This is a genomic window from Planococcus liqunii (assembly GCF_030413595.1).
GTDB lineage: Bacteria > Bacillota > Bacilli > Bacillales_A > Planococcaceae > Planococcus > Planococcus liqunii.
Genome location: NZ_CP129238.1, coordinates 3,082,602 through 3,096,243, shown reverse-complemented (window position 1 = coordinate 3,096,243; position 13,642 = coordinate 3,082,602). Strand labels below are relative to the sequence as shown.

9 protein-coding genes are annotated in these 13,642 nt (G+C 42.2%); 6 read left to right on the top strand and 3 right to left on the bottom strand.

Annotated elements, in window-relative coordinates; genetic code table 11:
* Positions 1-3: 3 nt before the first annotated feature.
* The 3 genes from murJ to csaB form a co-directional block, all read right to left on the bottom strand.
* The gene (gene murJ / locus QWY22_RS15315; RefSeq protein ID WP_300981699.1) at positions 4-1,518 is read right to left on the bottom strand and encodes a murein biosynthesis integral membrane protein MurJ; all 1,515 of its coding nucleotides are present in this window, start codon (positions 1,516-1,518) and stop codon (positions 4-6) included.
* 71 nt (positions 1,519-1,589) lie between these two features.
* A complete protein-coding gene (locus QWY22_RS15310; protein ID WP_300981698.1) occupies positions 1,590-2,765 on the bottom strand; it encodes a glycosyltransferase family 4 protein in 1,176 nt (391 codons plus the stop codon).
* A complete protein-coding gene (csaB, locus tag QWY22_RS15305; RefSeq protein WP_300981697.1) occupies positions 2,762-3,883 on the bottom strand; it encodes a polysaccharide pyruvyl transferase CsaB in 1,122 nt (373 codons plus the stop codon). Before csaB ends, QWY22_RS15310 begins: the two co-directional genes overlap by 4 nt.
* A gap of 133 nt (positions 3,884-4,016) precedes the next feature.
* Between csaB and QWY22_RS15300 the strand changes: the two genes are divergently transcribed.
* From QWY22_RS15300 to QWY22_RS15275, 6 genes are all read left to right on the top strand, one after another.
* On the top strand, positions 4,017-4,733 hold the full coding sequence (locus tag QWY22_RS15300; RefSeq protein ID WP_300984407.1) for a WecB/TagA/CpsF family glycosyltransferase: 717 nt from the start codon (positions 4,017-4,019) through the stop codon (positions 4,731-4,733).
* Positions 4,734-4,847: 114 nt separating this feature from the next.
* Complete coding sequence (locus QWY22_RS15295; RefSeq protein ID WP_300984406.1) at positions 4,848-5,912, top strand: glycosyltransferase family 4 protein; 1,065 nt, start codon at positions 4,848-4,850, stop codon at positions 5,910-5,912.
* Positions 5,909-7,315 carry an O-antigen ligase family protein gene (locus QWY22_RS15290; RefSeq protein WP_300981696.1) on the top strand — a complete coding sequence of 469 codons (1,407 nt, stop codon included), beginning with the start codon at positions 5,909-5,911 and terminating at the stop codon, positions 7,313-7,315. The genes QWY22_RS15295 and QWY22_RS15290 overlap by 4 nt, the downstream gene beginning before the upstream one ends.
* A 964-nt stretch (positions 7,316-8,279) precedes the next feature.
* A complete protein-coding gene (locus tag QWY22_RS15285; RefSeq protein WP_300981695.1) occupies positions 8,280-11,117 on the top strand; it encodes an S-layer homology domain-containing protein in 2,838 nt (945 codons plus the stop codon).
* A gap of 292 nt (positions 11,118-11,409) precedes the next feature.
* Entirely contained in the window at positions 11,410-11,661 is a 252-nt protein-coding gene (locus QWY22_RS15280) for an excalibur calcium-binding domain-containing protein (protein WP_412769627.1), read from the top strand.
* Between the two features lie 269 nt (positions 11,662-11,930).
* Positions 11,931-13,475 (top strand): endonuclease, encoded by a 1,545-nt coding sequence (locus QWY22_RS15275; protein ID WP_300981694.1) that lies wholly within the window; start codon positions 11,931-11,933, stop codon positions 13,473-13,475.
* Positions 13,476-13,642 lie beyond the last annotated feature (167 nt).

The following is a 13,642-nucleotide window of genomic DNA, read 5'->3' as shown; positions in this document are numbered from 1 at the left end:
CCCTTATCTATTGCGTTTAGCCAATCCTAAAAATCTTCTAAAACCGGCTGGGTGAACGATGCGGAGCATGGCAACGTAGACAACTATTCCAATAGGAACTAAAACACCCAACTGAACAAGCGAATACCATTGTTCAGCGTTTAATAGTTCTTTAGCTCCCCAGACTGCGATTCCCATAAGGATGGCTGGGATCGCAATACGAACTGCAGTAGCCAAAAAGCGCTTAAATTCGCTCATTCCCAAATCTTTGTATACGACTACCATCGAAATCGCAAAGTAATACACAGATACAGCGGATGCAGCAAATGCAAGTGCTGTGTAACCGTAATCGTCAACCAAGAACCAGTTCAGTAAAAAGTTGAGAACGATTGTGGTGACCGAAATGCGGAACACAATCGCTGTTTTTCCACGGGCGTACATTGATTTTGAAAGAATCAGCTGCATACCTTGGAAAATAATAATAGGCAAGTAAAATAGCAAAGCTTGATAAGTGCCTTCAGTATCTGCAGCAGTAAATGCACCACGTTCGTAGATGAAAGAAATCGCTGCATCGCCTACAACCCATAAACCGATGGCAATCGGTACAAGGGTGATAAACGAAATTTCCATGCCACGAAACAAGGTATCTTTGAACTTTGCTTCATCCTCGGTTTGTTCTGACATCAATGTGAAAATGATTGCAGCTAATGTAGAAGCATAAATTGCATTCGGTATACTGACGAGTAACGATGCGTTGTTTAAATACGTGACAGCAGAGTCAATGGTACCGGAAGCAAAAGCTTTGTTGACAAACAAATTGATTTGCCCGACCACAGAATTTAAGAGGGAAGGAATGATTAAAATAACAAATGCTTTCGTAAAATCGGATTCCATACGTAAAGTCGGTTTCCATTTATAATCTGAACGGATCAGATAATACATTTGTATAATGGCTCCGATCACCGTTCCGACAACAAAACCATAGGCCAACGAATAGATCCCCCAAATATCGCTGAAAAACAGAGCGAATAATGCTGACATCAATGTGGCGAGCAATTTTGACACCAAAGTTGGAACGAAAATTCGGCGGGATTGCAAATAGGATTCAAGTAAACCGGCAAGAGCAATGAACGTCATGAAAATAAAGAAGACTTCTGTAATTTCAATTGCGATCGGCTCAGCTGCTTCCGACATTACCGGATAAATAGCAGGAACTATTTTTTCTGACCAAGACCAGCCGGCAATGGAGACAGCTGCGAAAATGAGCATTGTCCAATTGAGCAAGCCATTTGCGTTTGTGTCATCCAAGTCACTGCCGTTTTTGCGGCGCTTAATATACATTGGAAGAAACACATTATTAAATCCTGTGGCAATCATGGCCACCACTAATGTGATAAAAGAAAATGCCAGAAAATAAGCATCCGTCGCTGCTGATGCACCAAACTCATTGGCAACAACCGATTCCCGGAGAAGACCGGATAATTTTAACAATAACGCAAGGCCAGTTGTCCATATGGCCGCTTTTTTTAGACTCGACATGAGTCCACCTCTTTCCATACAATAAGCGGCTGACTCTTTTTTGAGCCAACCGCCAATTATTCAACTCAATTTCATCTTTGGGCTAAAGCCTTCATGTAAATCGATTCGTATTTCTCCGCAGCTGCGAAATGGGAATACTCTTCGGTGATTTTGGTGCGGCCGGCTTTTGCTAATCGGGCACCTTCTTCAGGGTTTGCAAGCAGTCGGATCATCGCGTCTGAAAGCTCTTCTACATTCTTTTCTTCTACAAGAAGCCCGTCTTCTCCGTGTTCGACAATTTCTTTCAGCCCACCAACTGCGCAGGCAATTAAAGGAACCCCGGATCCCATCGCTTCTAATGCAGATATAGAAGTGGCTTCTTCAACTCCAGCCGAGTAGATGGAAGGCACTAGAACAATATCGCTTAAAGCATAATAGCGGATCATGTCTTTATGATCCACAGCACCTAGCATGGTGACGCGGTCCTCAACACCAAGCTCCCGTGCTTTCTTCTTCATATCCTCCATCATTTCGCCTGTTCCGGCAAACACTAAGCGAGCTTGAGGAAAACGCTCAACTACTGGAGGGAACGAAAGAATTGGGTAAATGACGCCGTTTTTCTTTGTTAGTCTGCGCGGGATGAAGAAAATCTTATCAGCCATTGACAAATTGAACTGCTTCCGGAATTCTGCCCGGCGTTCGGTCTCTGGTTTGAAATCTTCCACATCAATAAAGTTTTTAATCATGTTGCCGGTAACGCCTGTCTCGGTCTTGATATAATCTTTAATCCGAGTATCTACAGTAATGACTTCACGCGACATTTTATAGCCGTTATGCTCAAATTGTTTAATCTGATCTGCATATACGCTATTTTCAGCAACAGAACCTTTTGAAATGCCTTCGAATGTCATATAGCCATGGACAGTAGTTACGACAGCAAATCCAGCCTCTGTAGCAGCTTTAGCTGACATAACATCCTGGGCATTGACCAAGTCAATATCTTTGAACTTGGAATCTTTTAATAGCTCTTTCATGAAATCAGCACGGCGCTTTAATGTCCATACATAGCCGGCCCCGAGTTTCATTTTGTTTAGCATCATAGATGGTCCGCGAGCGATCAAATCACGCTTCCATTTCGGCACATCCGAGAAAGACAGGATTGAAACTTCATGGCCTCTGGATTCAAGTCCCGACTTTAAGGTCGTGATATGTGTCGATAAACCGCCGACATGCGGATAATCATAAATGCTAAGTAATAATATTTTCACTGGGTAGACCCTCCGAACTGTTCTTTTAATAATCCGACGTTCCGTTTTGCTTCTTGACGAAGCAACTCCACTTTTGGTTCCATTAGCGCTTCCACTTCAGAGCGGTGATCAAGTGCATATAAAGCATTTTGCAGCAAAGCTTCCTGGGTGAATTCCCCTAATTCGAACGACTTGTCCCACATACCGGAACGTTTTAAGAAACTTTCCACTTTCCGGTCGTAGCTAAGGCCGATATGAGGAACATTCGACAAGGCTGAGAAAATCAATGCATGCAAGCGAAGTGCCAAGGTTAAATCGCAACGCGAGATAAAATTATAGAATTGGTTTGGCGTGAACTGTTCGCCGAGCAACAGGGAGTTATCGGCATGGCGCATTTGTGCCTGAATCTTCTTTGAGATATTCGTATCGTACGGCGGCTCCATTGGTACAAATACCGGAGTAACACCGCGCTGCTCGATCAATTGGTCCAACGTCCACGCCATTTTTTGAATATAGGCATCTTCATGTTCGAACCAAGGGCGCGGGGCAACAGCAACTAACCGTTCGTTTCCAGTTAAAGGCAAGGAGTCATATGCCGAATGATCTTCATCAGCCATAAAAGCAAAAACAATATCAGCTGTTACGACAGTTTCCGGGCGAGTAACGCCGAGTTTCTCTAAATAGTCTTTCGAGTATTGGTCGCGAACGGTAACAAAATCCGCACGATTAGCAAAAACTTTCATCAGAATTTTGCCCCAAGTCGAAGTGACGGGCCCAATTCCTTGCGAGAAGAACATTACTTTTGTGCCGCAAAGCTTTGCCAACATAACGATCAGCAAATAATAAGGAAGTGGGCCAAACAGAAATTTTGTGGGATATGTATCTTGCAACAAACCGCCGCCGCCCGAAATCAGCAGATCAGCGCTTCTGAGCGCTTTTACTTTCTCTTTATTCTCCCGCCGCCATGCACGGTAAACTGATTTCACATTATATTCTTTAGCCGTTTTTTCCGGTGACAATGAAAAGACGGTGATGTCCGGGTTTCTTAACTCTGCACGCAAATTATCAATAATGGCTTTCAGGATCGCTTCGTCACCCGTATTGCCCAATCCATAAAAACCTGATAGTACAATTTTCACATATCTTCCTCCTCAAACTAAAGCTCGTAAGCCTTGTCCTCGCTAAATTCTAACACTTGTCAAACTGCCTGTGCAACCAATCTCAAAATCTGATATACTAATAAAATTGAAAGCGACTAAATCGAGGGTGTGAATAATGAAAGAAAAATATTTAGGGGTGAATGTTTCGCCTCTCACATATGAAGGTATAATAAGTGATTTAAGGGTGCGTCTGGCTGAAGGTAAACAATCGACAATCATTGCGGTCAACCCGGAAAAAGTGATGAGCGCCCAGCGTGATCCCGAAGTGAAAGAACTCATTAATGCTTCTACGTACCAAATCGCAGATGGCGTTGGTATTCTATTGGCAGCAAAAATTAAAGGGGGCAATATCCACTCCCGCGTCACTGGTGTCGATATGATGGCGAAATTATTACAATTTGCGGAAAGCGACGGACATTCCGTTTATTTTTATGGAGCAAAAGAAGAAGTTGTGACCAAAGCGGTTGCCAACATTCAAGCAAAACATCCAAATATTCAAGTAGCCGGCCACACAAATGGCTATGAAAAAGACGAAAAAGCACTGGTTTCAAAAATTCATCAAAGTGGCGCTAAGATTCTATTTGTGGCACTTGGTAGCCCAAGACAAGAACTTTGGATCAGAAGAAACCTGGACCAGTTGCCGAACGTCCAAGTATTTCAAGGAGTTGGCGGAAGTTTTGATGTGTTTTCAGGAACCGTAAAACGGGCTCCGGCATTATTCCGCAAGCTTGGCATTGAATGGCTCTATAGATTATTAGCGAGCCCTTCCCGTTTGAAACGGCAATTGAACTTGCCGAAGTTCTTATTTAAAGTACTGCAATCACGTTGAAAGAATCGAATTAAACATTAATTGCACGTATGCACTAAATCTTTTGGTATTCTTCAAAACCGCGAATGCGCAATGAAATAGGTGAACTTTTTGAAAATCCTGCTATTGTCGAATATGTACCCTTCAGAAGCGGCTCCAAATTATGGGGTCTTTGTCCGCAGAACTGAACAATTGCTGCTTGAAGCAGGCCATGAAGTAAAACGTGTGGTGTTGTCGAAGCAATCCTCCCGCGTCCGTAAAGTGGCAGGATATGCCCACTATGTGGTAAGCCTATTCAAGGAGACGGCAGCCTTTAAACCGGATGTATTATATGTCCACTACGCTTCTCAAAATGCACGACCGGTCCTTTGGCTAAAAAAACGTTTTCCAAATCTTCGCGTTGTCTTGAACGTACATGGGACCGATGTGTTGCCGCAAACAGCAGCACAGGCGAAATATCAGCCGGATGTGGCGAAGCTTATGGCAAAAGTAGAACACGTCATAGCACCTTCAACGTTTTACGAGAAAACGGTTAAAGAGAAGTATGGATTCACTGGAGGCATAACAGTCTTTCCTTCAGGAGGAATTGATACGAATATTTTTCGCCCGGCGCCTAACATGGGCGCAGATTTCAGAAAGCAGCACAGTATCCCGGAAAACGCGTTTGTCGTGGGCTATATCTCGCGCATTGATGTGGGCAAAGGATGGGACACCTTACTGGAAGCGAGCGAAATGGCAAATATTCCAAACTTGCATTTGCTAGTTGCCGGCACGGGAGCTGAAGAAACACTCTTCAGAGAAAAAGCAAAGGTTTTGAAAAAGCCGCTGACAAAACTTCCAATGCTGACGCAACCGCAAATGAATGCCGCTTTTAACGCAATGGATATTTTTTGTTTCCCTTCTTTTCAGGAATCCTTAGGGTTAGTAGGAATAGAAGCGATGGCAACTGCCACACCTATCATTGTTTCCGACATACCGGGTGTAAAAGACTATGTCACCGATAAAAATTCCTGGCTTTTTTCAGCCGGGGAAGCCGATCAATTGGCTTTGCGCCTGGAAAAAGCTGCAACACAACCGCTTGCGGAATATCAAGCAGCCGCTTTAAAAACGGCTGAAAGGTTCGATCAACATATAGTGAAAAACAAACTTCTCGCTGTATTCAACTCTACAAATGACAAGAAAGAGGATTCCCTAATATGAATAGAAATAAAATTCTTTTGGCTATCGTAGCCTTTTTAGTTCTTCAGCCAATTATCGATGTCCTGACGACCGCATCGATTTTTCTGATAGATACGAGCCTGACAATTGGGGTAATCGTTCGCGTAGTATTTATGCTGGCGATGATTGTCTTATTATTATGGCTGTCAAAGACAAGTAAAATCAGCAGGATGTTGACTTTATATTTAGTGGGACTAGCTGCTTTGCTTGTCATCAATGTTTTAGTGAATATGCAAGTAAAAGATCCATATTACATTTTCCAAGAACTGAAGTTTTTCAATAAAATCATCTACTTCCACATTGTATTTTTAGGATTGATGGTAGCTTTCCGTCAATTGAAAGATGCGAATGTCGACGTTGCTAAAAAGACGACAAAGTATATCTGGCTATCCGGCATTATTATTGGAATTGTTTTTGTCATAGCGCAAATCACCGGAACAAGCCTTTCAAATTATTCTCATACCAAAACAGGCTTTACCGGCTGGTTCTTTGCTGGCAACGAAATCGGAGCCATTATGGCAATTATTTTGCCAATCATGGCATTGTATGCAGTTGAAAAAACAGATTCTGTTAAAAAACCTTGGGCATGGATCCCATTCTTATTGTTGTCGGTGAGTATGTTAGCGCTTGGCACAAAAGTAGGGTATGGCGGTATTTTGATCGTTCTTTTATCTGTATTGGTCGGAAGTATCATCATGCTGCTTACAAAACAGCGCACGGCAACTGTCAAATCTAATTTGATCGTATCGATTATTCTTACTGCCGTACTAGTTGTCATTACTCCTTTTACACCGGTATTTGGCAATATGTTTGCCCACATTACTTCACTTGGCATTAACTTGGGAGACCCCGTGGAGCGGCCGGGACAAGAAGTATTAGTAGAAGGTGATGAAGGCTTCGAAGAGCAGGAATTAGAAGCAGAAGAAGAACGCCCAGAGATTACTAATGAACAAGTGCAGAACTTGGTATTTAGCTCACGTGAAAAGTATGCTGAAGTAATGAGTGACGATTTTTCCAGTTCGCCATTAACACAACAATTATTTGGGATGGGCTTTGCAGGAAATTATCCAGAACCCTTACCTGGCAAAACACCAAAAATGATTGAAATGGATTTTCATGATTGGTTCTATTCATTCGGTTGGCTTGGATTCATTTATTTAATTGCACCTCTTGTATGGTTTGCAGGCAAATATCTGATCCACTTTATCCGCCACATTAACACACATTTCACCTACTTTTATGTATTGTATGGAGTGGCGTTCCTGCTTGCGATCGGTATCGCTTATACAGCAGGCCACGTATTGACCGCACCAGCTGTTTCCATATATATTGCCGCCATATTGGCAATGCTAGTGGTGAAAGAAAACTTGATAACTGAAAAATAAGTGCAAATGTAAATGAATCATTTGCAGTTATTAAAAAATATAAAAAGCACGGAATCTCTGTTAATCAGAGATTCCGTGCTTTTTGTATTGCTTTTTAGAGCTTCGAATGGACTAAATACACAAAAAAGAAACGGCGAGATTGATAGAGGAGAAAAACGTTTTTTAAAAATGCCATTTAATAGTTGGACATTTGCAGAAAGTAAGCTCGATAAAGTTTAAGTATCTGGAAGAATGAATATTAGATTAAGGGAAAAGCATCGTAAAATTGATATAAACCAGGAAAATACTTAGTAAAAATTAAAAAGTATTGAGACTGAATTTTGCTATATTAATTATCTTGGAATAATAAAAAATTCATTAATTACTTTAACTTTTTCAGAAGAAGCTGCCTATGATCAATCAACGAAATCCAAAGTATTAAAAGGAATTGGGGTTAAATTGAAATTCCAGCATTGCTTTATTTTATCCAAAAGGTAAGACGTCTGAAGAAAGAACTGGTCAAATTTACTCTTTATAACATTTATTTGATTAACTAATATAAAGTTGATAAAAAATCGAATTTGAGTGAAATGACAGGAAGAAAGTAAAAAAAGAAATAGAGAAAAAATCTCGTTTTACTTATAAAATTTACCATTAATGCATTATAATATACTATTTAATTTATCAGATTAATTAAATCTTGAAATATTTTGTAATCCAAATGTATTATTTTATCAAGAAAAGGTAATATTTTGGATATCTTTTTAATTTTTGGGTTGAAATTTTCTATTTGTTTGTTATAGTTAGATTGAGTTTAATTATCTGACAAAAAGAGCCTTACTGCCTACATATTCTAATGCAACTTTGTCTTTAATCACATCATTTAGGAATTATTAGGAAAGCTTGGATTGCTCAGGATAATTGAATTACATTTAATTGCTAGTTTATACCACTTTAACACCTGGAAAAGGGAGGAATTTCACCAATGGCTCATCAATCTAAATCTTACAAAAAATTCGTTGCAACTGCAGCGACTGCTACTATAGTAGCAAGTGCAGTAGTTCCTGCGGCCTTCGCAGCGGAAGTTAAACCAGCTGCATTTACAGACGTTCCGTCTTCATATGCTCCGGCAATTGATTTCGTAGTAAAAAACAGCTTCTCTAAAGGATTGACACCAACTCAATATGGAATTGCTGATTCAATTAAACGTGGAGACGCTGCTGTAATCATTGCAAACGCTGCTGGTCTTAACGATAAAGATGCTCCAGCGTCAGGCTTCCGTGATGTTCCTAACCGTGCAGCTCTAGCGATCAACTCTTTGAAAGCTGCTGGCGTAGTTAACGGTAAATCAGCTACTAACTTCGGTTTTGCTGATTCAATCACTCGTGGTGAAGCTGCAATCATGCTTCAAAAAGCTTTCGACCTTAAAGGCGGAGACACGAAAGTTCCTTTCTCTGACGTAAGCGATCGCTACAAAGACGCTGTTGCTGCTTTGATGGCTAACGATGTAACTAACGGTATTTCTGCTACTCAGTTCGGTACTCAAAACCCGATCAAACGTGGAGACTTCGCTAAATTCATCTACGCTTTAGAGCCATTCATTGAAGTTCCAGGAGTTGAACCTAGCCAAATCGGTATCACATTCGGTAAAGGTTCTCTAGTTGCTGATGGAACTGACACTACTACAGTTACATTGACAATCAAAGACCCTAAAACTGGCGCTGTAGCAACTGATGCTGACAATATCGTTCTTGAACTTTCTTCTTCACACGGTTCATTGAACAACGGCAACACAGCTCGTGTTATCGTACAAGACGGCGTAGCAACAGCTACATTGCAGTCTGACTTCCACCAAGAAGATGCTACTGCAGTCGTTACTGCTAAATTGGTAGAAGCTGCTCCAGATTCTAAATGGCACGATCAAATCGGCAATGTATACGCTGAGAAAGCAATCACGTTCAAAGCAGTTAAATCTGACTCTGCAGTTGACCCAGTTCTTCGCAGCGTAGATACTGACGAAGCTGATCGCGTTACTCTTGTGTTCGATAAAGCTGTTAGCCCAGCTACTTTCGTTGAAACGATCAATGGCCGTTTCGCTGTTGACGCTCAAGGAAATGCAATCTTGCGTGACGACGCTCAAATTGAAATCACTTCTGATTTCTCTAACGGCGATACTCACAACATCCGTGGAATCCAAGCAGTTAAAGGCAATCCAAATGCTGTAGAAGTTATTCTTGCTGCTGACGATACATTGACTGCATCTAGCCGCGTTTCAGTTGAAGCTGGTTTCACTGGCGACTACGATGGTGCTGGCTATGAAACTACAACAAAATCATTCACATTTACAGATGCTCTTAAGCCAGAAGCTACTTCAGTGACAGTTGCAGACCGCAACACACTAGTTCTAAACTTCTCTGAGCCTGTACTTGACGAAGGCGCAAACATCACAATCAACGGCGGGAAAGTTCCTGTAAGTGCTATTACTGCTGGCGAATTCAACCAAAACACTGGCGACAAACGTCACCAAATCACTGTAGATTCTAGCGTATTCTTCCCTGCTGGAGATCATTCAGTACAAATTTCAGGTGTAACTGATTACGCTGGTAACGTAATCGCTTCAGATTCACTTGACTTCTCACTACCAACTTACGATGCTCGTCCAAACGCGACTATCAAAGTTGAATCACCAGAACAATTCCGTGTTAACTTCACAGATCCTGTAACTGGATTTGATGCAGACGAATTATCATTTGAAATCTTCATTGAAGAAAATGATGCTACAACTGCAACTGAAGGCGAATGGGTTGAAATTGGTGCTGAATACTTCGACCGCACAACAATCGTAACGGGTTCTGAGTATGTTTACGAGTTGAACACTGACCTTTCAAGAATTTTTGAAGGCTCAGACGAAGAGTACGTTAACTACTCTAACTATGAATTCCGCGCAGTTATCAATGCTGATACAGTAACAAGTTCTGTAAACGGCCTAAACAACAGCGAACAAATTATTGGCTTGAACTACCAAGGTTCTCCATTGAATGAAATGGATAGCGTAAGCCCTAAATTGGTTGGAACTCCATACGAATATATCAACGAAGCTGGGGACAATGAAGGTTTTGTAGTATCATTCGACGAGCCAGTTAAAGCTCCAGGATTCGACAATGAAGATACTCCGTCAGTTGAGCAAGGCGAAGCACTTCCAAACTTGATCGTTGAATTCCAAGGAACAGACGCTGAAGGTAAGAAAGTTACTATCGCTGGCGAAGTTGCTGGATACTTCCCAGATGACGTTAGAGATTTAACTGCTCCTTACCGCAGCTTGAATGATACTTCTGCTGACAACGAATTGTTAGTGAGAGCTACTCAAGACTTGCAAGACCTAGTTGACGAAGACGGCTACGGTTCTGACTGGACATTAGTAGTACGTAACGTAACTGATGATGTTGGAAACGCAGCACTTTCACTTTCTAAGAAATTTGAAGTGAAAGCTACTCCAGTTGACTTCGAAGTAGAAACTGTTGACTTCTACTTGAACGGTGAAGAGGAAGATGAAGTTGTTATTGACTTCACTGATGCAGTTCGCTTCACTGGTAACGAGACAAATGCTTTAAGAGCACAAAACTATACGTTGAACGGTGCTGCTTTGCCGCAAAACTCTACAGTAGCTCTTGGCGATGACGATGAAATTGAAATCACACTTCCAGATGGTACTCTTCTAGAAGCGTCTAACACACTTACAATTTCTAAATCTGTAACGTCTGCTAATGGTACAGTACTGACAGGCCAAAACGAGTTTGTTTCTGCTCCATCTGACCTTAACTAATACAAACTAAACCTTACTCAATAAACCGAAAGGTGAATGAGTAAACCGGGAGCTCCTATTTATAGGAGCTCCTTTTTTATTACTCAAACAATTGAATTGGAATGGTTCTTATTAATATAGTAGAAACTTTAATTTCGACAACTATAGTGCTGGAGATAAATACCTGCTATACTAAATTAGCTAACAATATATGGATATTTTTCGTGAGTTATACTGAATTTGTTAGCAAGGGTAGATGGGGAAAAGCTTGAAGAAAAGGGGCAAAAACATGAAAAAACTTAGTTTTGCAGTCATGTCATTGATGGTAGCGCTTAGTTTCACGGTTAGCGCAGCACCAATGCCAGCAGATGCTGCAGGAACAAAAGCGAAGACGTACAAAAACTGCACAGAGATCAACAAGGTTTATGCAGGGGGCATTGCCCGCTCTTCAAAAGTGAAGAACAAAGGCGGAAAAACGAAGTACAAACCATTTGTTTCCCAAGCGTTATATGATGCCAATAAGAAAAGCGACCGCGACAAAGATTTGATTGCCTGCGAACGTTAATACGAAGAATCACTAGATGATGAAGAAGCCTCCTGACCCCGACTGGGTCAGGAGGCTTTTTGGATTCGTTCTTATTATTAAGTTTATGTAACTCTTTTCAAGTGATATTGACGAATGGCCCTTCGTTCTATAAAGTTTGAATAGTCAGTAGATAATAATTGTAAATTACTATATTTTTAAGTAAATAATTTACAATTATTATTTATTAAGTTTCATCTAATAACCGTTAGACGGCACCAAGCAATTAGAAACGGGGAGGAACAAAGTAAATGGCGAAGAAAAAATGGAGCAAACCTATGAAAGTCCTGTTATCAATCGGAATGGCGGCAGGCCTCTGGCTGCCGACGGGTGCAACAACTGCCGAAGCGGCAACCACCGCAAGCGATCTCTTCATTTCCGAATACATTGAAGGCAGCAGCATGAACAAAGCAATCGAGCTTTATAACGGTACAGGAGCAGCTGTGAATTTGAGTTCCTATTCGCTGTCTTTGTATTCAAACGGCAGCACTTCTCCCCAAAGTAAAGTGAATCTGGCAGGCACACTCGCAAACGGCGAAACCTTTGTCGTTTACCACGGCAGCGCAGGAACAGCCATCAAAGCCCAAGGCGATTTGCGGAGCGACAGCGTCATCAATTTCAACGGCGACGATGCTTTGGTGCTGGAGAAATCCGGTGCGGCCATTGATTCCATTGGCCAGACAGGCAAGCTTGTCAACAATCTGGCGGACGTTACGTTGGTGCGGAATGCGGATGTGACTTCAGGCGACCGCGTCACCAATGATGCGTTCACACCAACGACCCAGTGGACAAAATATCCGGCCGATACGTTTAGTAAACTCGGTGCCCACGTAATAAACGGCAGTGTAACTTCGCCGAATGGAGCACCTACTGCTACAAAGGCATTCGCCAATGAACAAGTGCAAGCCGGTGCAACACTTCAATACGATATGCGCAATTATTTCGCAGATCCGGAAGGGCAGGCACTTTCCTTTACCGCAACGAAAGGAACAATCTCCGGTTCTACACTGACATTGAAACTTGCTGAAGGCACGCACATTGTCGGCGTGACGGCAAGCGACGGCAGCCAAAGCATCACCCGCTCCTTCTCCGTCACAGTCACGGCGGCAGATCCGAGTGTGGAAGGCTATTACGCGACAGCAGCTGGGCTGCAAGGCGCGGCGTTAAAAGCGGAACTGCACGAAATCATCGACGACCACAAGCAGCTTAGCTATTCAGCCGTATGGGATGCACTAAAAGTGACCGATGAAGACCCGAACAATCCGAATAACGTCATTTTGCTTTACACCGGCGAATCACGTTCGAAATCATTGAATGGCGGCAGTGTCGGCAACTGGAACCGCGAGCACACATGGGCGAAGTCGCACGGCGATTTCGGAACAGCCAACGGGGCTGGAACCGATATCCATCATGTTCGTCCGAGCGATGTGCAAATCAACGGTCTGCGCGGCAACCTCGACTTTGATAACGGCGGCAGCACGGTGAGCGGATGCACCGGCTGTCTCCGGACCTCCACTTCATGGGAACCGCCGAACAACGTGAAAGGCGACGTTGCTCGTATGCTTCTGTACATGGCAGTGCGCTATGAGCCGGGCGACCCGGTGGATTTGGAATTGAATAATGTATTGAACAACGGAACAGCGCCGTACCACGGCAAATTGTCCGTATTGCTTCAATGGCATGCACAAGATCCGGTCAGCGCTTGGGAAAAGCAGCGCAATGAAAAAATTGAAGATTTCCAAGGAAACCGGAATCCATTCATTGATCATCCAGAATGGGCAGAATCCATTTGGTAAAAGCGAAAATTATATAAAATATAGTAATATTTAATTAAAAATTTCTTTATATTTACATTTATATATGCTATAAAGGTAACTATTTTGAATTGTTACAAAAAATTAACGAAGCGCTTACATTCTTTATGTATAATTAATCCTGCACCTCAAAAAAATCCAAGGAGTGG